The following is a 21,872-nucleotide window of genomic DNA, read 5'->3' as shown; positions in this document are numbered from 1 at the left end:
AATAAATTAGTCTTTGACTGTATTTAACGAGCAAGATACTAATTTATTTCTTTTTCCCTACGATTGGTAAAACTAAAAAGGCAAAAACGCCTAAAAGGATTGTAATTAGTAATTGAGAGGTCCAAATAATCCACCCAAAAGCGTTTCCAGCTTCCAATGGAATATTATAAAGGAATAAAATTTCAGCAATTAAAACTGGGAAAAAGCCAAAGCCACCATTGGTGAAAGACATAGTTAAACCCCCTATCACAAAAGCGACTATTATTGTTCCAATACTAATATGACTTGTTGCTTCTAGAGAAAAAACAGTAATGTAAAACATTAAAACATAGGATAACCAAATAAGGAAAGTGAAAAATAAAAACTTCCATTTATTAGGCATGTTTAAGACGCTAAAAATACCTTCTTTTAACCCTTCAATTTTTGATTTTAAAAGTAAAATCAATTTCCATTTAGAGTACTTATACATTAAAATAAAAAGAACAAATCCAATACATCCAAAAATGAGCAACCAGCCTAATTTTTGAACAGGAATGTAAAGTAATAAAAAGTTTTTAAGTGTTTTAAATTCTAAAGTTAGAGCTGTAAAAACAAAAAGTAAAAGAAATATGAGATCAACTATTCTTTCGGCAATTATTGTTCCAAATACCTTATCAAAAGACATATCTCTATATCTTTTAAGTATTAAAGCTCTTGAAACTTCACCTGATCTTGGGATGGTTAGATTGATAAAATAACCAATACATACGGCTAAAAAGTTTAGTTTGAAGTCTGGAATGTAGCCTATCTCTGTCAAAGTGTATTTCCATCGGTAAGCCCTGAAAACACATCCAAAAATAGCTATTATTAGAGAAACGAGTACATAGTTGTAATTTGCAGTTACAAAGTATCTTTTCATTTGAGCTATTTGCTCTTCAGAAAATGAATTATAAGTGTAATAAGTCAAGCCAGCTCCCAAAAGAATTGGAATAATAACGCCAGCGTAAGAACTTATTTTATTCTTCACGGTTATTTTAACGAATTTGTTTCTTCGTTAGGAAAAATAATTGACGGTTTGAAATTTTTAGCCTCTTCCATATCAATGCTTCCGTAGGCAATAATGATAATAATGTCATCTTTATGAACTTTACGTGCTGCAGGACCATTTAGTGTGATTTCACCACTATTTCTTGGACCAGTAATGGCATAAGTTTCTAAACGCTCACCATTATTGATGTTTACAATTGATACTTTTTCACCTTCAAAAATATTTGAAGCTTCCATTAGAGCCTCGTCAATAGTTATACTACCGATGTAATTTAAATCGGCACCAGTTACTCTAACTCTATGTATTTTAGATTTTACTACCTGAATTCGCATGATGCAAAGTTATATTATTTTAGGGAAATGTTATCAATCAATCGGATATTGTTTACAAAAACAGCAATAAAAGCGCGGTACTTTTTTGTTTTGCTTTTCCTTTTACACTCCAGTAAAGTGGCTTCGTCTGCGATTTCAAAATATTCAAGTTCAAATGTGGTTTGTTTTTTGAATTGCTGATTTACCCAGATTGTTACTTCTTGTGCACTTTTTGTTGTGAAAAGTTTAGCAGCTTCAGAAATAGTTTTGAATATGAATGATGCTTTGGAGCGCTCTTCTTCCGAAAGTCTTTCATTTCTTGAACTCATAGCTAGCCCATTCGCCTCACGATGAATTTTACAACCATTTATTTTTACTGGGATTTTATATTTTTCAACCAGTTTTTTTACAATTTGTAATTGCTGAAAATCCTTTTCGCCAAAATAAGCATTGTTTGGTTGTACTATTTCAAAGAGTTTTTTTACAATTGTGCCAACACCATCGAAATGTCCTGGACGATGTTTGCCTTCCATTTGAAATTCTAAACCATCATATTTGAATGAGGTTGATTCAGTTTTTCCTTCGTAGATATCTTCTACAGCCGGGGCGTAAACAATAATATTTGAATTTAGACTTTTGATTTTTTCAACATCAGCCTCAAGCGTTCGAGGATATTTTTTTAAATCTTCGGGATTGTTAAACTGAGTAGGATTAACAAAAATGCTCACTACTGTCAACAAATTTTCTTTACTCGATTCACTCATAAGTGAAAGATGTCCTTGATGAAGGGCTCCCATTGTAGGGACAAAACCAATCGATTTTTTTTCACTCCAGTATGATTTCAAAAAATCTTTTAGTTCATTTTTTTTGACAAAAATGGTCATGTTTAATCATTAAATTCAATGCAAACTTACTATTTTCATCAATATCTTCGTAATTTTTTGTAATTTTGCATGGATTTATGTCCAATAAACAAAACTAAAAAAATAACATGGAGGATAAAAGGATTTTATATGTATCATCCGAAGTAGTGCCCTATCTTGCTGAAAATGAGGTTTCTTTAATGTCTTATGATGTGCCAAAAATGATTAATGATCGTGGAGGGCAAATAAGAATTTTTATGCCTCGATATGGAAATGTAAATGAAAGAAGACATCAGTTACATGAAGTGATTAGGCTATCTGGAATGAATTTGGTGGTGAATGATGTTGATATGCCGTTAATTATTAAGGTTGCTTCTATTCCAAAGGAAAGAATCCAGGTGTATTTTATTGATAATGACGAGTACTTTAAAAGGAAAGCAACTTTTACAGATGAAGAAGGTGTGCTTTATCCTGATAATGATGAACGAGCAATATTTTTTGCAAAAGGAGTAGTGGAAACAGTTAAAAAATTAAACTGGGTTCCAGATATTATTCATGTACAAGGATGGTTGGCAGCAATGTTGCCTATCTATATGAAGCACTATTACAAAGATGAAGCCTTATTTGCTGATACTAAAATTGTAACTTCTGTGTTTAGTCAGTCTTTTGATGGTACGCTGGATTTAGAAATGGGTAAGAAAGTTCAGTTTGATGGGGTTCCTAAAGATTCTGTTAAAGAATTAGATAATCCAACTTTCGAGAACATAATGATGGCCTCAATTAATCATTCTGATGGTGTTGTTATTGCATCAGAGGACATTTCTTCAAATTTAACAAAATTTATAGAAGCTTCAAAAAAACCTTTTTTACCTTTCGCCTCTAAAGATACGTTTGCGGAAGCGTATACTGAGTTTTATAAAAATCAAATTTTAGGTTAAACGAATGATAAATAATCAATTTTTAAAAGGCCTAGCAATTGCTTTTATGGCTTTATTTGTAGTTTCTTGTGATAAAGATTACAATTCTATTGGGTCAGATATTGTAGGAAATGAGCATTTTACTTTTGGTGATGGTGAGTTGTTTGGTGTAAGGGCTTACAGCCAAAAAACTGGAGCCATTCAAACAAATAATTTACCACTAAATCAGTTAGGAGTACTTAATAGTCCAACTTTCGGACTTACTAAAGCTCATTTTGTGACTCAGTTAGAAATGGTCACGGCTAACCCAGAGTTTGATGCAAGTGCAGCTATAGATAGTGTCGTGCTTACGGTACCATATTTTAGTAAAAAAGTAGAAACCGAGGCGTCAGGAAGATCAATTTATAAGCTTGATTCTGTTTATGGATGGTCAATCTCCAATAAAATGGATTTAAGGGTTTATGAAAACGGATATTATTTAAAGGAATTTGATCCTAATAATAATTTTGGAGTGCAAAAATATTATTCAGATGAAAAGGCTTTGTTTAGTAGTAACAAAATAGGTACTACAACTCCTAATAATCCTAATATGGATAATAGGCTTAATGATTGGATCGATCCAAACCCAAAAGATCCTACAAGGCTTAATGATGATAAAAGAGAAAATTTATTGTTTTATCCTAATGAAAGAGAATATGTAAAGTACAAGGTTAATGAAAGTTTTGTGCAAACTACTGAAATTGAGTCTAGAAATTCTCCAAGGTTAAGAATGAAGCTTAATGAAAAACATTTTAAGGATAAAATTATTAATGCACCTGCAGGGAAATTAGTCAATAACAGTGTTTTTAAAGAGTACTTCAGAGGTTTGTATTTTGAGATAGAAGGTTCTAGTGGAGCTTTAATGACGCTTAATTTCAAGCAAGGAGATGTGACCATTTATTATAAACAAAATAAATCGGCTACTTCTACAGATAAGGTTATGAAAGAGTTTAGATTCAATCTTTTAGGGAATACTGTTAATGTGCATGAAAATACTTTTGATGCTGGTTATGTGAGTGCATTAAATGCTCCTATAGATCCAGTGGAAGGTTCTTCTTCTCTTTATATAAAAGGTGGTGAAGGGTCAGGCGCTTTTATAAGTATTTTAAATGATCAAGAGAAGGCTAAGCTTAAAGGGAATATAATTAATGGTGCTTTTTTAACTTTTTCAATAGATAGATCGAAAATGGGGACTTCCACAGAACCTAATAGGGTTTCTCTTTACAATGCAGATAGTAATATACCTCTATATGACTTTTATTTTGATGGTACAACGAATGCTTCTGATCCTAAGACAAATAAATATGTTTATGGAGGGATGATTGAAAAAGAAGCTGTCGGCTCTGATAAGAAGGGTGTACGTTATAAGATTAATATAACCGAACACGTTAACAACGTCGTCAATAAAGACTCTACTAATGTTAAACTCGGATTAATTGTAAATGAGAATATCAATTATGTAGGGAATTCTTTTATAAGAACATCTTTTAATACTCCTAATCCTGATAATAAAAAGGTAGATAGATTTCCATCAAATTCAGTAATGAGTCCTCTTGGAACAGTTTTATATGGTACACATTCATCAGTTCCTGTGGATAAAAGAGTACAATTTAAAGTTTATTATACAAAACCTAATTAAATTATAATTTATGTGTGGAATAGTAGGTTATATAGGTCATAGAGAAGCTTATCCTATTGTGATCAAAGGATTAAAGCGACTGGAATATAGAGGTTATGACAGTGCTGGTGTGGTGCTTTATGATGGTAAAGATTTAAAACTATCTAAAACAAAAGGAAAGGTTACTGATTTAGAAGAAAGAGCTGCTAAAGAAATTACTTTCAATGGTACAATTGGTATTGGTCATACAAGATGGGCTACACATGGAGTTCCTAATGACGTGAATTCGCATCCACATGTTTCAAATTCTGGCAATCTAGTTATTGTACATAATGGAATTATTGAAAATTATGAGCCACTTAAAAAAGAATTAATAAATAGAGGTTATACATTCAAATCTGACACAGACACTGAGGTTTTAATTAATCTTATCGAAGAAGTTCAGAAAAAAGAAAACATAAAACTTGGTAAAGCAGTGCAAATTGCGTTAAATCAAGTTGTTGGTGCTTATGCTATTTGTGTTTTTGATAGAAATAATCCAGATGAAATAGTTGTGGCTCGTTTAGGTAGTCCATTAGCTATTGGTTTGGGGGAAAATGAATTTTTTATAGCATCAGATGCTTCTCCATTTATTGAGTATACATCAAATGCAATTTATCTTGAAGATGAGGAAATGGCAATTGTTAGATTGCATAAGCCTCTTAAAATTCGTAAAATAAAAGATGATTCATTAGTTGATCCTTATGTCCAAGAGCTTCAAATGAACTTGGAGCAAATTGAAAAAGGCGGGTATGATCATTTTATGATGAAAGAAATCTATGAGCAACCAAATGTAATTAAGGATACTTATAGAGGACGTCTTCATGCAAATGAAGGATTGATAAAAATGGCGGGAGTCGACGATAATATAGAGCGTTTTTCAAATGCTCAACGTATCTTGATTGTTGCATGTGGTACATCATGGCATGCTGGTCTAGTAGCGGAATATATTTTTGAAGAATTTGCTAGAATCCCTGTAGAAGTTGAATATGCATCAGAATTCAGATATAGAAATCCTATCATTGGAGATAAAGATGTTTTAATTGCAATTTCGCAATCAGGAGAAACCGCAGATACATTAGCGGCAATTAAATTAGCTAAAGAAAAAGGAGCATTTGTTTTTGGCGTTTGTAATGTAGTTGGTTCTTCTATTTCAAGAGAAACTCATGCTGGGGCATATACACACGCTGGACCTGAAATTGGTGTAGCGTCTACCAAAGCTTTTACGACTCAAATTACGGTACTTACAATGATTGCTCTTCGTTTGGCAAAATTGAAAGGCACTTTGTCAAATTCTGATTATCATAGATATCTATCTGAATTAGAAATGATACCTGAAAAAGTACAGGAAGCACTTCAAACTAATGACATGACTAAGCAAATTGCCTCTGTTTATAAAGACGCGACTAATTGTTTGTATTTAGGAAGAGGATATAACTTTCCAGTAGCATTAGAAGGAGCATTAAAACTTAAAGAGATATCATACATTCATGCTGAGGGGTATCCAGCAGCTGAAATGAAACACGGTCCAATTGCTCTAATTGATGAACAAATGCCAGTAATTGTTATTGCGCCTAAGCAAGGACATTATGATAAAGTTGTGAGTAACGTTCAAGAAATCAAGTCAAGAAGCGGTAAAATTATCGCGGTAGTAACAAAAGGTGATGAACAGGTAAGAGCCTTAGCTGATCATGTTATTGAAATTCCTGAAACTTCAGATGCATTATCGCCATTAGTTACAACAATTCCATTGCAGTTGTTGTCATATCATATTGCTGTGATGAGAGGTTGTAATGTAGATCAACCTAGAAACCTTGCAAAATCAGTTACTGTGGAGTAATTTTAGGTTTAAAATATAAAAAAAGCGCAAGATATTCTTGCGCTTTTTTTATGGACTTCTTTAGTTTTATTTTTAGAGTAAAATCGTTGAATTGTCAAAAAAATAAGATTAAAATTACTGATGGTCAATTTTTTTAAGCCTTTTTTTATTTATATCAAAATTTATTGTACATTGGCTTTATAAACCAACAAAATTCAAAAGAATGAGAATGTATTTTACTATTTTGTCATTGTTTTTTTGTGCGTTAACTTTTGCGCAAAATACAATTTCAGGATCAGTAACGGATGCAAACGCGCAGCCTGTTGCTGGTGCCAATGTTAAAGTTGTAGGTGCGTCCACGGGGACATCTTGTGGCTTTGACGGAAAATTTACACTTAAAACAAGTGCTACTTTTCCATTTACGATAGAAGTGTCTATGATGGGCTATAGCTCCCAAACACTCCAAATTGCTTCTAAAGATCAAGAAATTGTTATTGTTCTTCCAGAAGAATCGACAGCATTAAATGAGATTGTTGTTTCTGCTTCAAGAGCTCCTGAAAGAGTTTTAGAGTCTCCTGTGACCATTGAAAGAATGGGAGCAAAGGAAATCAAAAACACTACTGCTGCTACATTTTATGATGGACTTGAAAATTTAAAAGATGTTCATTTTAATACAAGTAGCTTTTCTTTTAAATCAGTGAACACTCGTGGTTTTGCTACAGTAGCTAATACTCGTTTTATGCAATTGGTAGATGGTATGGACAACTCGTCGCCAGCATTGAATTTTATTTTAGGAAACTTGTTAGGTTTAAATGATGTTGATGCAGGAAGTGTTGAAATATTGCCAGGAGCATCTTCAGCATTGTATGGAGCAAATGCATTTAATGGTATTATATTTATGAATAGTAGAAGTCCATTTGCAAAAGAAGGTGTTTCGACTTATTTTAAATATGGCAGAACGGTTCAAGAAGCAGCAGGCGATAATCCCGTTTATGATTTTGGGATTAGAGTTGCTAAAAAATTCACTGATCATTTTGCTGCTAAGGCAAATTTCTCGGCATTATCTGCAACAGAATGGATTGCAAACGATACAAGAAGCATGACTTCAGGTGGAGTTGGACACAATGTAAATCAAAACTATGATGGGCTAAACTCTTATGGTGATGAGGTGACTACTTTTATTCCAAATGTAGGTCAAGTTAGTCGTACAGGGTACATGGAAAAAGATTTAAATACAAATAAGGTTGAAAGTGTTAAGTTTGATATTTCGTTACACTTCCGTCCTTGGGCTACTTCAGAAAGTGAATTTGCAAAAGACATTGAAATTATTGCTCAGCATAAGTTAGGTTCCGGTAATACCATTTATCAAGGTGCAAACAGATATTTTTTGAAAAATTTCTACATGGATCAAACTAAGTTAGAAGTTAAATCTAAAAACTTTTTTGTTCGTGGTTACATGACTACTGAAGATGCTGGAAATTCGTATGACATGCGTTTTGCAGCATGGAATGTTAACCGTATAGCTAAGTCAGATACAAACTGGTTTACAGATTATGCAAGAGCGTTTCAACTATCAAGTGCTGTGTTTGGATATAATACAAGTCAAGCGGCTGATTATGCTAGAAATTTTGCTGATAAAAATGTATCACCAGGTCTAAACCTTGTTCCTAATGTGGATCCTAATAATCCTTCAGGAGCAAGAGGAGTAAGACTGGAGCCAGGTACTCCTGAGTTTAAAGGGGCATTGGCAAGTGTGGTTAACAATCCAGACTTTACAAAAGGTGCTAAGTTTGTTGATCACTCAAAAATATATCATTCAGATGTTAATTATAATTTTAGAGATTTAATTAAGTTCGCTGAAATTCAAGTTGGAGGTTCTGCAAGAGAATATGTAATGAATTCTGAAGGAACTATATTTACAGATTATGATGGAGCCTTAAAATATAGTGAGTTTGGTGTTTATACACAGTTACAGAAAAAAATGATGGATGATAGACTTAAATTTACTGGTTCAGTACGATATGATAAGTCTAAAAACTTTGATGGAAATTTCTCTCCTAGAGCGTCTTTTACCTATGCAGCTGGAGCAGATAAGCAACATAACTTCCGTGTTTCTTACCAAACAGGTTTTAGAAATCCGACGACACAAGATCAATATATTGGTTTAGATTTAGGTCCCTTTGCATTAATTGGTTCTGCAGCTGAAAACTTATCTCGTTATACCGAGACTATGCCAATCAGTACGGCTGGTCAAGCTGATCCAAACAATCAAGAAGGTTCTTCTCGTTACTTAACTGGTAATGATGCGTATTTTGAATCTTATACCTCTGCTTCGGTTGCGGCTTTTGCAGCAGCACCTAAAAATACACCACAACAACTTCAAGATGCTGCTAATCTATTACAAGTATCTACTTATGGTTTAGTTAAACCAGAGAAAGTTCAAGCGTTTGAGGTTGGATATAGAACTAACCTGCAAAAGACTGGAGTTGATATTAATGGATACTATAATATTTATAATGATTTCATTAATACGGCTAATGTTGTTAAACCTTTATATGGTAATGTCCATACAACTATTGATGTTAGTAATCCTAGTACATTAGGAACAGTAGGTGCACTTTCTAATGGAGATAGAAGAATTTATCAAGTATATACAAATTCTAAAGCCGATATTACATCGTTAGGTTTTGGTATAGGTTTAAACAGAAAAGTGGGTATGTTTGATGTTGGTGCAAGCTACAACTACTCTGATTTTAAATTTGATGAAGCATCTGACCCAAGTTTTGAGCCAGGATTCAATACTCCTAAACACAGAGTTAAAGGGACTTTTGGAGCTGAAAAATTATTTAAAAACTTTGGTTTTAATACTAATGTAAGATGGAATACTGAATATTTATGGCAGTCTTCTTTTGTTGATGCTATGGTTCCAGAAAATGTTGTGTTCGATGCTCAAATTAATTACTCAATTCCTTTCTTGAAATCGGTAGTTAAAGTGGGAGGAGCTAATATAGGTGGTAAAGATTATATTCAAGTTCCTGGTGCTGGTAATATTGGTCAACAGTATTATGCTTCTTGGACAATTAATCCATAATATTTAGGTTTAATTCAATAAAGTAGAAAAATGGTAAAAAATATAAAATGGCTATTATTTGCTTCGTTAAGCATTGTAGCGTGTAATGATGATGATACTACTGTTGCTGATGAACCGGTAACAGCAGGTTCTGCTAACTTTGCTAAGTATGTGGCTTTAGGTGATTCTTTTGCTGCTGGATTTAGTGATGGAGCATTATTTAAAAAAGGACAATTAAATTCATATCCTGAAATTTTAGCTGGACAATTTAAGCAAGTAGGTGGCGGTGCTTTTGCCTCTCCTCTTTGTGGAGATGACAATATAGGAGGCTTGTTGTTTATGGGTACTCCTATTCAAAGTTCTAGAAATGTAATTTTAGGTTTGAATCCAGATAAAACTCCTAACATAGGTCCTCTACCGGTAGCTCCAGTCAATGAAGTGACAGCGCATTTAACAGGAAGTTTTAATAATATGGGAGTTCCTGGTGCAAAAAGTTATCATTTAGCTTTTGCTGGATATGGTAATACCGCTGGCGTTCCTTCAGGTGCTGCGAATCCGTATTTTGCTAGATTTTCATCAGCTGCCAGCACATCAATTCTTGCGGATGCTTTAACACAACAACCAACATTCTTTTCTTTGTGGATTGGTGGAAATGATGTGTTATCTTATGCGACTTCTGGAGGTATAGGTGTGGATCAAACAGGGAATATGAATCCAGCGACTTATGGAGGTAATGATATTACAGACCCAACAGTTTTTGCTAATGTGTATAATGGATTAGCTACGCAATTGGTAACAGGGGGTAGAAAAGGAGTAGTTGCTAATTTACCTTATGTAAGTACTTTGCCTTTCTTTACAACTGTTCCAACAAATCCAATTCCAGCGAGACCAGCTGCTGAAGCTGCTCAACTTAATCAGTTGTTCGGTGCTATTAATTCGATTACTACAGCAATGAGTTTGCCAAAAAGATTTTCGACAATTTCTGTTGATGATAATAATACAACAACTGTAGAGGCTGCAAATCCATTGTTAATTGTTGATGAAACATTAACTGATTTATCTGCTCAAATTACTGCGGCTTTAACACCAAGTTTTGGGCCAACTACGGCTGCTTATTTGGGGAATTTATATGGAAGAGCTCGTCATGCAAGAAATACTGTTGGAAATAGAGATTATATTCTACTTACAACAAGAGGTTTAATAACTCCGCCAAATAATATTCAGCCTGGAGCGCCTGCTCCATTTAATGCGCGTGGTGTAACTTATCCATTACAAGATGCACAGGTCTTAACTGCTGATGAAGCTTCTAAGATTAAAGTAGCAACTGATACTTACAATGTTGCTATTAAGACAGCGGCAGATGCAAATGGTTTGGCTTTTGTTGATGCTAAAACAGTAATGGAAAGATTGGTTAACGGAGGTATTCGTTTTGGTAATTATCATATGTCTGCTTCTTTTGTAACAGGAGGGGTGTTCTCTTTGGATGGTATTCACCCAGGCGCTAGAGGATATGCGATGATTGCTAATGAGTTTATGAAGGCAATCAATGCTAAATACGGATCTACTTTTAAAGAAGTTGACTTAGGGCAGTATCAAATACAATATCCTGCATCTTTATGATAGTATGATGTAATTAATAAAGACCACCGTTTTGCGGTGGTTTTTGTTTAAATTAAATCTATATTGGTGATTATAAACCAGTAATAAAAAAAACACAAATTTTTATATTAAAATTCAAATTATAAAATTATCTTTGCACTCTGAAAAAACACTTTGTTTTTGATAACTAAATAGCTATTTAATAATACATAAGCATGTCTCAAGTAATAGGAAAAGTTGCTCAAATTATTGGACCAGTTGTAGATGTTGTGTTTAACACAGCTGAAGCTGAGTTGCCAAAAATTTATGATTCATTAGAAATCACTAAAAATGATGGTACTAAATTAGTATTGGAAGTACAGTCTCATATTGGAGAAAACACTGTGCGTACAATCTCTATGGACTCTACAGATGGTTTGAGTAGAGGAGCTGATGTTAAAGCTACTGGTGCTCCAATTCAAATGCCGATTGGTGGAGATATCTACGGGCGTTTATTCAATGTTGTAGGTGATGCTATTGATGGTTTAGGTGATTTGCCAAAAGAAGGTGCTAACGGATTGCCAATCCACAGACAAGCTCCTAAATTCGAAGATTTATCAACTTCATCTGAGGTTTTATTTACAGGGATTAAAGTAATCGACTTAATTGAGCCTTATGCAAAAGGAGGTAAAATTGGATTATTCGGTGGTGCTGGAGTAGGTAAGACTGTATTAATTCAGGAGTTGATTAACAATATAGCAAAAGGTCACGGTGGTCTTTCTGTATTCGCAGGAGTAGGTGAAAGAACACGTGAAGGAAATGACTTACTTCGTGAGATGTTAGAGTCAGGAATTATTAAATATGGTGAAGATTTCATGCACTCTATGGAAAATGGAGGATGGGATTTAACTAAAGTTGACAAAGTAGGAATGAGAGATTCTAAAGCTACTTTCGTTTTTGGCCAAATGAATGAGCCACCTGGAGCACGTGCTCGTGTAGCTTTATCTGGTTTGTCAATTGCAGAGTATTTCCGTGATGGAGCTGGATCTGATCAAGGTAAAGACGTTCTTTTCTTCGTAGACAACATCTTCCGTTTTACACAAGCGGGTTCTGAGGTGTCTGCGTTATTAGGTCGTATGCCATCTGCGGTAGGTTATCAACCTACATTAGCAACTGAAATGGGTGCGATGCAAGAGCGAATTACTTCAACTAAAAAAGGATCAATTACTTCAGTACAGGCAGTATATGTACCTGCGGATGACTTAACTGACCCGGCGCCAGCTACAACGTTCGCGCACTTAGATGCTACAACAGTATTATCTCGTAAAATTGCTGAGTTAGGTATTTATCCAGCGGTAGATCCATTAGATTCTACTTCTCGTATTTTAACTCCAGAAATCTTAGGAGCTGAGCACTATGACTGTGCACAAAGAGTAAAAGAAATTCTACAAAAATACAAACAGTTACAAGATATCATTGCTATCTTAGGTATGGAAGAGTTATCTGAAGAAGATAAACTAGCTGTATCAAGAGCACGTCGTGTACAACGTTTCTTATCACAACCGTTCCACGTAGCTGAGCAGTTTACAGGTATTCCTGGTGTATTAGTAGATATTAAAGATACTATTAAAGGATTTAACATGATTATTGATGGTGAGTTAGATCACTTACCAGAAGCAGCTTTCAACTTGAAAGGTACTATCGAGGATGTTATCGAAGCTGGTCAAAAAATGTTAACTGAAGCATAATTTTAATTGCTTAAAGCCCAAAGCTTAAAGCTAAAGCAAATAAAAGATGATTGTAGAAATCGTGTCACCAGAAGCCACTTTATTTTCAGGAGAAGTTACCTCAGTAGCAGTTCCAGGAGTAAATGGTGAGTTCCAAATGTTAAATAATCACGCGCCTATAGTGTCATTATTAGTAAAAGGGAATGTGAAAATTGTTGGTTCTAATATTAAAATTGCTAAAGAATTTGCTGCAAAGTTTAATAAAGTAAATGAACAAACATTTTGGTTGCCTATCAATTCAGGAACTATCGAAATGAATGATAATAAAATAATTGTATTGGCTGACTAATACAATTATAAAATAAGCAAAAAGCCTGACAGTAATGTTGGGCTTTTTTTATACTTTAGATTCTAAAAAAGTTCCAAATGAAAAATACACTACTCAAATTAATAATATGTCTATTCTCAGTTTCTTTTTTATTCAGTTTTAGTCATGAACAAAAAAGTACGCCTGAATTAGTGCTCACAAATGTGAAAACAAATAAGAGTATTAAAGTTTGTGAAAAGTACAATCCTGATAAAATAGAAGCTCTTTTAGGTAAAGCAATCACATTAGACAAGGAAATTCTTGAAAAAGGAGAAGCACCAGTTTTTACCTTCAATTATGATGGTTTGGTTATGGAAATGCAAAACGATCAAATAAAACTGCTTACTATAACAAACAAGAAGTGGAAACTCAATAAATTTACTGTGGGTATTTATGTTGAAGATATTGCAGCTTTGCATGAAAAACATGAAGCCAAATTTGTAACTGATCGACGTTTCAAAGTAAAAGACTCAAAGGCGATTATTTTTGCTCAGGTCAATAGTATTCAGCAAGTAACTAAAATAGGGGTTGTGTTTTAATGATGGGGAATGAAAAAATCGCCACAGTTTTTGAAGATACAATGTCTAAAACGCACATTATTATGGCTTCAATAATGTATACGTTTGCCTTTTGCCCTTTTATTGGGTTAATGTATTTGATTTTTAAGTTTGATTTAAGAGATATTGTAATAATAATAGAATTGTTCGCATACGCTATAAGTATCTCTGTTTTTTTTGTTGTGCCAGCAATTAAGATTTCTGAAGAAAATATAGTAAAGGTTGATTTGAATAAAAAGAGACTTTTTAATGAGTATAGAGTGGTTTTATATAAAAAAATAGAGATTACAGATGTAGAAGATTTTGATTATGTAGCTATTAATAGCAATGCATTTGGATACACAATTACACTATGGTATCAATATAATGGATATAGGCATATACAACTTTTAACATTTTACAAAAAGAATAAAGCCTTTCTTTATGCCAAATCTTTATGTAAAGTTATAGATGTGGATTTATTGGATAAAATTGATATAAATAATCCAACCTGGATTGATAAATCAGAGTTATGATGTTCCCTAAATCACTCCAAGAAAAACTTGATTTGCGTGATGCGAATAATGCTTTGCGTTCACTTAAGTTTTCAAATGAGTTAACAGATTTTTCTTCCAACGATTATTTAGGTTTTTCAAAATCAGAAATTATTTTTGATCAGACACATCAATTTTTGGTTGAAAATAAATATAAAACTAATGGCGCTACTGGCAGTCGATTGATTTCGGGGAATCATGAACTTTATGCATTGTCAGAAGACTATATTGCAAAATTTCATCAATCAGAAGCTGCATTACTATTTAATTCTGGGTATGACGCTAATGTGGGATTCTTTAGTAGTGTGCCTCAACGCAATGATATTATCTTTTTTGATGAATTATGTCACGCATCAATTCGAGACGGTATTCAACTTTCAAATGCTAAATCCTATAAATTCCAACATAATGATGTAGAAGATTTAGAAGATAAAATTGTAAAGTTTCAATCTTCTAATTCAAATATATTTATAGTAATTGAATCCGTTTATTCGATGGATGGCGATTCTCCTAATCTAGAAGATTTAGTTTCTCTTTCTGAAAAATATAACTGTTATTTAATAGTAGATGAAGCACATGCATTGGGAGTTTTTGGTGAAAGAGGAGATGGTTTAATTCAACTTTTAGGATTGCAAAGCAAAGTTTTTGCTCGAATTATGACCTTTGGAAAAGGGCTTGGTTGTCACGGTGCAGCCGTTTTAGGGAGTAATCAACTTAAATCATATTTGGTAAACTTCGCTCGAAGTTTTATTTATACTACAGGGCTTTCGCCACATTCTGTTGCTACAATTCTAATAGGATATAAAACATTAAGCGGGCAACCTAAATCGATTATTGATCTTAAATCTAATATTGTGTTTTTTAATCAGGAAAAAATGCGATTGGGTTTAAAACCTATGTTTGTTTATAGCAAATCAGCTATTCAATGTGCTATTGTTCAAGGAAATGACAATGTAAAACGTATTGCTCATGAATTACAAGAAAAAGGATTTGATGTAAAACCAATACTTTCTCCTACTGTTTCAGAAGGACAGGAGAGACTTCGTTTTTGCCTTCATAGTTACAATTCTCAAGAAGAAATCTTGGCCGTAATGGCTTGTCTTTACTCACTTTTGTAAATTTCTAAAAATTTTTTGTAACGTTTGGTTTATTCGATTACTTACGAGTCGTAATCAAATAAATTAAATATTATGAAAACTTCACACATTAATAAAAATACATCGGTTAATTCACTTTTGATTTTTTTAGCCTCATTTGGAATAAGTTTTTCCTTGGTTAATGAATTTGTGTTTGATAAGCCTAAAAGTGAGCTTTTAGTTATAATGATTTGTCTTTTAGTAGCTGGCTTTGCTTCTAAAAAAAGAAACCAGAGTAAAGATAATTAAATGGACGTTTCAATCATTAATCAATATTTTATCAAATAATCATCAATCTTTAAAAGTAAACAAAATGAAAAATCTAATCCAATCTTCGTTTTTAATTTTAACTTCTTTATTAGGAGGGACTGCAAATGCACAAACAAAATCTACTGAAAATAGTTTACTATGGGAAATTTCAGGGAAAGGATTAACTAAATCATCTTATTTATATGGTACTGTTCACATGATGTGTGAGTCTGATTTTAAAATAACTGATAAGACAATGAAAGCCTTCTCGAAATCTGACAAACTTGCATTAGAAATTGATATGGATGATCCATCTGAGGTAATGGCTATGCAACAATCAGCAATGAGTAAAGAACCACTTAGTAAAACTTTAAATAGTGAAGATTATAAAAAGTTAGATACTTTTCTTCAAGAAAAACTTGGACAAGGAGCTAAAACTTTCGAAAGTTATTCTTTAGCAACAATCATGAGTATGGTGATGTTTAAGTCATTAAACTGTACTCCAAAAATGTATGAATTTGAGTTTATCAAAATGGCTAAAGAAAAAAACATTGAAACCATAGGTTTAGAAAAACTTATTGATCAATTAACCTTTTTAAGTAAGGCATATTCTGATCATGAAATGATTGGTCAATTACAACATTATGATGCTGATTATTTTAACGAAATGATACCTATCTACACTTCAGAACAACTTCACAAACTTTATCAGCTAACAACAGACCCTAAATTTATGAATCAAGAATCTAAAAAGTGGATGTTAGATGTTCGAAATAACAATTGGGCAAAAAAAATGCCTGAGTTAATGAAAAAAGAAAGTGTTTTCTTTGCAGTAGGTGCAGCACATTTGGATGGTGAACAAGGTGTTATACAACTATTAAAAAAAGCTGGATATAAAGTAAAACCTATAATGAACTAACAAGCATTTTGGAATCTAAAGAAAAGGAATTTTTAAGCCGAATTGAAACTCATAAAGGAATACTCTACAAGGTTTCAAAGATGTATATGGACAATAGGGACGATCAGGACGATTTGTTTCAGGAAATTATATGTCAGCTCTGGAAAGCTTACGATACATTTAAAGGTGAAAGTCAGTTCTCCACATGGATGTATCGAGTAGCAATTAATACTTCAATCGTTTTTTTGAAAAAGGAAAAGCGAAAAGTAGATAAGTATGAAATTGCATCAGAGAACATTAAAGAGGACGAAAGTGATTCCCATATAAAAGAAAGTCAATTAGATCACTTTTATAGAGCTGTGCAAAAACTGGAAAAAATTGATAAGGCTATTATATTCTATCAATTGGAAGGGTTTTCTCATAAAGAAATTGGAGAGAATCTGGGAATTTCTGAAGGAAATGCCAGAGTCAAATTGAACAGAGCAAAAGAAAAATTAAAAGAAATTATAAAAAAACAAGGCTATGGACTTTAATGATATACAATCAGCATGGAATAATGAAGAAACCAACAAAGTAATTGTTCCTACTCAATTAGAAAAATTACAATCGGCTAATTTGCCTTTAGATAAAATTAGAAAAAATTTAAAAAAAGAATTTCTCTATCAAATTATATCAATTGTAGTATTGGCATTTATTCCTGTATTATACAAATTTACACCTTTGATAACAACTGCTTTTTATGGGTTATATGCCTTATTTGTGGTGATTTGTGCTTATTTTTTAGCAAAATTATTCTTTTTTTACAAACGATTGAATGTTGCTAATGCCAATACAAAAGATAATTTATATGACACCTATTTTGACATACGATTAAATATGGAATTGTATAAATCTTTCACTTATTCTATTGCGCCTTTTGCTTTAGCTTTTGCGACGATGATTATTTTAAAGGATAATTCTCAGGAACTTATCGATGTGATTTTGCATAAAAAATCGGCAGATTTTATCCTGGCTGGATTGTTTGGAATGTTTATTGGAGTAATGATTCCGGTTGCTTTTCTTACTGAATGGTGGGTGAATTATTTCTACGGAAAATACGCCAAAGAGATTCGAAAAGTCATTGAAGAGTTAAAAGAAGAGTAATAAAAACCCATCATAACGATGGGTTTCTTATTTTTGCAAAAATTCAACTAATGAAACTTTTTATAACAGGAATAGGAACCGATGTTGGTAAAACTATTGCCTCAGCAATTATTACCGAAGCATTAGAAGCAGATTATTGGAAACCTGTTCAAGCAGGAGATTTAGAAAATTCCGATTCTCATAAAATCAAACGATATTTATCAAACTCAAAAACTACAGTTCATAATAATAGTTATGCGTTAAATACTCCTGCCAGCCCACACTTGGCTGCAAAACTAGACGGAGTAACAATCGATTTAAAACAAATTCAAGAACCAAAAACAAAAAATCATCTCGTAATTGAAGGAGCTGGAGGTGTTTTTGTTCCCTTGAATGATGTAGATTGTGTTATAGATATAATTCAATCAGATTATAAAGTCATTGTAGTTTCAAGACATTATTTAGGAAGCATAAATCATACACTGCTAACCATTGAAGCTTTAAAAACAAGAAATCTTCCTATTGCTGGAATCATTTTTAACGGTAATGAAAACATCTCAACGGAAGAAATTATTTTAAATAAAACAGGTTTAAAAATGATTGGTCGCATAGATGATGAGCCTTATTTTGACAATAATGTGGTGAGATATTATGCTGATCAATTTCGTGAAAGTCTTCTAAATTTATAGACAATCAAATATAGAGAATAGAAAATAGACTCTACCTTTGTATTATGAGTATAGTCTTTAATCTATTCTCTATTATTTTTAATATTTATGAATTTTTCTCAAAAAGACAAACTATACAACTGGCATCCTTACACACAACATAAAACAGCTACTGATTTTCCTGTTATTGTAAAAGGAAAAGATGCATTATTGTGGGATGAAAACGGAAAAGAATATATTGATGCTATTGCATCGTGGTGGGTAAATCCTTTTGGTCATTCTAACGAAGTTATTGCGAATGCTATTTACCAACAATTAACGACTTTAGAACACGTTCTTTTTGGGGGCTTTACACATAATAAAGCTGTGGAATTGTCGGAGAAAGTATTGTCAATTTTACCTTCTAATCAAAAAAAAGTTTTTTATTCTGATAATGGATCAACAGCAGTGGAAATTGCTATCAAAGCATCACTTCAGTTTTTTTATAATAAAGAAGAAAGAAGAACAAAAATAATTGCTTTTGAAGATGCTTTTCATGGGGATACCTTTGGAGCGATGGCTGCTAGCGGAATTTCTTTTTTTACCGAAGCTTTTCAAGGTTCGTTACTTGAAGTAGTTCGAATTCCAGTTCCGAATTCAGAAAATGAAGAAAAAGTTTTAAATACATTGGAGAATTTGCTTCAATCCAATCAATTTGCAGCGTTCATTTTTGAGCCTTTGGTACTTGGTGCAGCGGGAATGGTAATGTATGAAGCTTCAGCGTTAGATAAATTAATTGCGATTTGTAAAAAACACCAAGTGTTTACCATTGCAGATGAAGTAATGACAGGTTTTGGAAAAACGGGAAGAACTTTTGCTTGTGATTATCTGACTCAAAAACCAGATATGATGTGTTTGTCAAAAGCATTGACAGGAGGAACAATCCCTATGGCCATCACAACTTTTACTCAAGAAATTTTTGATGGATTCTATAGTGATGATGTAAATAAGGCATTGTTCCACGGACATACTTTTACAGCAAATCCTACAGGGTGTGCAGCGGCTTTAGCAAGTATACAATTGTTAGAATCAGATGTGATTCAGCAAAATATTGCACAAGTTCATCAATTGCATTTAGCATTTCAGGAAAAAATAAAAACCCATCCCAAAGTAAAAACTACTCGAGTTTTAGGAGTGATATTTGCTTTAGAAATTAAAACCGAAGGTCAGGAAAGTTACTACGGGAATCTCCGTAACAAGTTGTATAATTTCTTTATCGAAAATGGAATCATTTTAAGACCCGTAGGTAATATTGTTTACATTTTGCCACCCTACATTATTAGCGAAAACCAATTAAAAAAAGTATACGAAACTATTGAAAAAGCTCTAGAAATAGTATAGTTTTCTTTGGGTTCTTTGCAAAAGCTTTGCGACCTTTGTAAACAAATTCAACTGGTTTGAAACAAAAAATTGCTATTACTTCTTTAAGTTCTATATCGGCATTGGGTAATACGCCTGATGAAATATGGAATAATTATTTATCTGATAAATCTTTTATAGACTATAAAGTTTTTAATGGGAAGCATACTCCTGTGGCTCAAATTCCTGAAAGAGTTAAAACCGAATTGAAAGAGTTACGAAATTCAGATTCAAAGTATAGAGCTTTAGATGAAACGGTTTTGATGGCTATTTTAGCTTCAAGAGATGCGGTTAAAAAAGCAGGATGGGACTCAGGTGAAAACTTCGGAATCAATATAGGTTCGTCACGAGGTGCAACACAATTGTTTGAAAATCATCATAAAGAATTTATAGAAACTGGTAAAACAGCTACTTTAACATCGCCTACAACTACTTTAGGGAATATTTCGTCTTGGGTTGCCCATGATTTAAAAAGTAAAGGATTAGCAATTTCACATTCAATTACTTGTTCAACAGCATTGCATGCCATTTTAAATGCTGTAGCTTGGTTACAATCGGGCATGGCTACCAAGTTCTTGGTTGGAGCCAGTGAATCTCCTTTAACCGATTTTACTTTGGCACAAATGGATGCTCTTAAAATTTACAGTAAAGAACTAGGCGAATATCCTTGTCGAGCTTTAGATTTAGAAAAAAAGAAAAACACTATGGTTTTAGGTGAAGGTGTTGCTGTGGCTTGTTTAGAAGTAGGTGAGAATGATAAGGCCTTGGCTTATGTGGAAGGAATAGGGTATGCAACAGATGATTTAGAACATAATATTTCAATTTCTGAAGAAGCTAAATGTTTTCAGGAATCTATGAAAATGGCTTTGCAAAATACTCCGTTGGATGAAGTTGATGCTATAGTAATGCACGCTCCAGGAACTATAAAAGGCGATTCGTCGGAATATAAAGCAATTCAAAAGGTATTTGGCACTTCGTTGGTTGCTGAGCTTGCTAAAGCACCTTTACTAACTACAAACAAGTGGAAACTGGGACACACCTTTGGAACCTCAGGAATGCTTAGTGTAGAATTGGCAATACTAATGATGCAAAATAATACATTTATACCGGTGCCTTTTGTGTCAAAACAAACAATTAAAAAACCAATTAGAAAAGTATTGGTTAATGCAGTAGGATTTGGTGGGAATGCAGTGAGTATTTTGTTGACTTTGTGATAAATTTTGTGTCCTTTTTGTGAAAAATATTTTTTAAGCACAAAAAGTGTGTCTTTTTTGCAAATTAAATTATTTAGACACAAAATCTGTGTCCTTTTTATGAAAAATATTATTTAGACACAAGTTTTAAGCAGATTCTAATTCATTCATTTTGTCATAAACCAAATAGCTTTCCCATCCTTTTCGAAGTAAATAATCTGAAACTTTTTTCTTTTTTTTCTGAGGATTATTTTCTAAAATACTGTTCCATTGCTTTTCTGCTAAAAGATGGAAATTTTCAATGTAGGTTTCATGTGGGATTTCTTTTAATGCTTTAGTTATGTTGTATTTAGAAATATTTCGTAATTTTAATTCGTTTTCAATTCTAAATTTCCCCCATTTTTTAATGTTATGTTTTCCTCTTGCAAAGCTACAGGCAAATCGTTCTTCGTTTAAGAAGTTATCTTCTATTAGATGAACAATGATGTGGTCTACTGCTTGAGGTACCATACCTAGAGATTTCAGTTTCTTGATAACTTCGTCATGACACCTGTCTTGATAAGAGCAGTAATGTTCTAATTTTTTTGTTGCTTCTTCTACAGTATATACTTTTGAATTCATGCGGTAAAAATATCAAAAACTGTCTAAAAAATTAAAAAAGTAAGAAATTACATATTTAACAAAAATGCGAAAATCTCAGGTTTTATCGACGATTGACGAAATTTAACGATAAAATTAACTAT

21 protein-coding genes are annotated in these 21,872 nt (G+C 32.9%); 17 read left to right on the top strand and 4 right to left on the bottom strand.

What is annotated here, in order from left to right:
- Positions 1-43: 43 nt before the first annotated feature.
- From LJY17_RS10940 to panC, 3 genes are read right to left on the bottom strand one after another with little or no spacing between them, the layout of a single operon-like run.
- Entirely contained in the window at positions 44-1,006 is a 963-nt protein-coding gene (locus LJY17_RS10940) for a lysylphosphatidylglycerol synthase transmembrane domain-containing protein (RefSeq protein ID WP_264543861.1), read from the bottom strand.
- Positions 1,007-1,008: 2 nt separating this feature from the next.
- A complete protein-coding gene (panD, locus tag LJY17_RS10935) occupies positions 1,009-1,359 on the bottom strand; it encodes an aspartate 1-decarboxylase (RefSeq protein ID WP_264543860.1) in 351 nt (116 codons plus the stop codon).
- Positions 1,360-1,373: 14 nt separating this feature from the next.
- A complete protein-coding gene (gene panC, locus LJY17_RS10930) occupies positions 1,374-2,222 on the bottom strand; it encodes a pantoate--beta-alanine ligase (protein WP_264543859.1) in 849 nt (282 codons plus the stop codon).
- Positions 2,223-2,329: 107 nt separating this feature from the next.
- Between panC and LJY17_RS10925 the strand changes: the two genes are divergently transcribed.
- The 17 genes from LJY17_RS10925 (at position 2,330) to LJY17_RS10845 (ending at position 21,150) form a co-directional block, all read left to right on the top strand.
- Entirely contained in the window at positions 2,330-3,139 is an 810-nt protein-coding gene (locus tag LJY17_RS10925) for a glycogen/starch synthase (protein WP_264543858.1), read from the top strand.
- Positions 3,140-3,143: 4 nt separating this feature from the next.
- Positions 3,144-4,796: a DUF4270 domain-containing protein gene (locus LJY17_RS10920; protein ID WP_264543857.1), complete on the top strand. Its 1,653-nt coding sequence runs from the start codon at positions 3,144-3,146 to the stop codon at positions 4,794-4,796.
- Between the two features lie 10 nt (positions 4,797-4,806).
- The gene (gene glmS, locus LJY17_RS10915) at positions 4,807-6,654 is read left to right on the top strand and encodes a glutamine--fructose-6-phosphate transaminase (isomerizing) (RefSeq protein ID WP_264543856.1); all 1,848 of its coding nucleotides are present in this window, start codon (positions 4,807-4,809) and stop codon (positions 6,652-6,654) included.
- Between the two features lie 202 nt (positions 6,655-6,856).
- A complete protein-coding gene (locus tag LJY17_RS10910) occupies positions 6,857-9,724 on the top strand; it encodes a TonB-dependent receptor (RefSeq protein WP_264543855.1) in 2,868 nt (955 codons plus the stop codon).
- Positions 9,725-9,754: 30 nt separating this feature from the next.
- Entirely contained in the window at positions 9,755-11,323 is a 1,569-nt protein-coding gene (locus tag LJY17_RS10905; RefSeq protein WP_264543854.1) for a G-D-S-L family lipolytic protein, read from the top strand.
- Positions 11,324-11,517: 194 nt separating this feature from the next.
- Positions 11,518-13,029: a F0F1 ATP synthase subunit beta gene (atpD, locus tag LJY17_RS10900; RefSeq protein WP_264543853.1), complete on the top strand. Its 1,512-nt coding sequence runs from the start codon at positions 11,518-11,520 to the stop codon at positions 13,027-13,029.
- 46 nt (positions 13,030-13,075) lie between these two features.
- Positions 13,076-13,357 (top strand): F0F1 ATP synthase subunit epsilon, encoded by a 282-nt coding sequence (locus LJY17_RS10895; RefSeq protein WP_264543852.1) that lies wholly within the window; start codon positions 13,076-13,078, stop codon positions 13,355-13,357.
- A 77-nt stretch (positions 13,358-13,434) separates the two neighbouring features.
- Entirely contained in the window at positions 13,435-13,914 is a 480-nt protein-coding gene (locus tag LJY17_RS10890; RefSeq protein ID WP_264543851.1) for a hypothetical protein, read from the top strand.
- 62 nt (positions 13,915-13,976) lie between these two features.
- Positions 13,977-14,447, top strand: a complete 471-nt coding sequence (locus tag LJY17_RS10885; protein WP_264543850.1) for a hypothetical protein — start codon at positions 13,977-13,979, stop codon at positions 14,445-14,447.
- Complete coding sequence (locus tag LJY17_RS10880) at positions 14,444-15,583, top strand: aminotransferase class I/II-fold pyridoxal phosphate-dependent enzyme (RefSeq protein WP_264543849.1); 1,140 nt, start codon at positions 14,444-14,446, stop codon at positions 15,581-15,583. Before LJY17_RS10885 ends, LJY17_RS10880 begins: the two co-directional genes overlap by 4 nt.
- A gap of 72 nt (positions 15,584-15,655) precedes the next feature.
- The gene (locus tag LJY17_RS10875) at positions 15,656-15,850 is read left to right on the top strand and encodes a hypothetical protein (RefSeq protein WP_264543848.1); all 195 of its coding nucleotides are present in this window, start codon (positions 15,656-15,658) and stop codon (positions 15,848-15,850) included.
- Positions 15,851-15,914: 64 nt separating this feature from the next.
- Positions 15,915-16,769 carry a TraB/GumN family protein gene (locus tag LJY17_RS10870; protein WP_264543847.1) on the top strand — a complete coding sequence of 285 codons (855 nt, stop codon included), beginning with the start codon at positions 15,915-15,917 and terminating at the stop codon, positions 16,767-16,769.
- Positions 16,770-16,777: 8 nt separating this feature from the next.
- Positions 16,778-17,281 carry an RNA polymerase sigma factor gene (locus LJY17_RS10865; protein ID WP_264543846.1) on the top strand — a complete coding sequence of 168 codons (504 nt, stop codon included), beginning with the start codon at positions 16,778-16,780 and terminating at the stop codon, positions 17,279-17,281.
- A complete protein-coding gene (locus LJY17_RS10860; protein ID WP_264543845.1) occupies positions 17,271-17,891 on the top strand; it encodes a hypothetical protein in 621 nt (206 codons plus the stop codon). The genes LJY17_RS10865 and LJY17_RS10860 overlap by 11 nt, the downstream gene beginning before the upstream one ends.
- A 50-nt stretch (positions 17,892-17,941) precedes the next feature.
- The gene (gene bioD, locus LJY17_RS10855) at positions 17,942-18,559 is read left to right on the top strand and encodes a dethiobiotin synthase (RefSeq protein WP_264543844.1); all 618 of its coding nucleotides are present in this window, start codon (positions 17,942-17,944) and stop codon (positions 18,557-18,559) included.
- 87 nt (positions 18,560-18,646) lie between these two features.
- On the top strand, positions 18,647-19,918 hold the full coding sequence (bioA, locus tag LJY17_RS10850; protein WP_264543843.1) for an adenosylmethionine--8-amino-7-oxononanoate transaminase: 1,272 nt from the start codon (positions 18,647-18,649) through the stop codon (positions 19,916-19,918).
- A gap of 56 nt (positions 19,919-19,974) precedes the next feature.
- Positions 19,975-21,150 carry a beta-ketoacyl synthase N-terminal-like domain-containing protein gene (locus LJY17_RS10845; RefSeq protein WP_264543842.1) on the top strand — a complete coding sequence of 392 codons (1,176 nt, stop codon included), beginning with the start codon at positions 19,975-19,977 and terminating at the stop codon, positions 21,148-21,150.
- A gap of 126 nt (positions 21,151-21,276) precedes the next feature.
- On the opposite strand, the gene LJY17_RS10840 is transcribed toward LJY17_RS10845, so the two are convergent.
- Entirely contained in the window at positions 21,277-21,750 is a 474-nt protein-coding gene (locus LJY17_RS10840; protein WP_264543841.1) for a regulatory protein RecX, read from the bottom strand.
- Positions 21,751-21,872 lie beyond the last annotated feature (122 nt).

The sequence above is a fragment of the Flavobacterium hankyongi genome (genome assembly GCF_036840915.1).
In the GTDB taxonomy this organism is placed as follows: domain Bacteria; phylum Bacteroidota; class Bacteroidia; order Flavobacteriales; family Flavobacteriaceae; genus Flavobacterium; species Flavobacterium hankyongi.
This window is presented reverse-complemented; position numbering and strand designations above follow the sequence as displayed.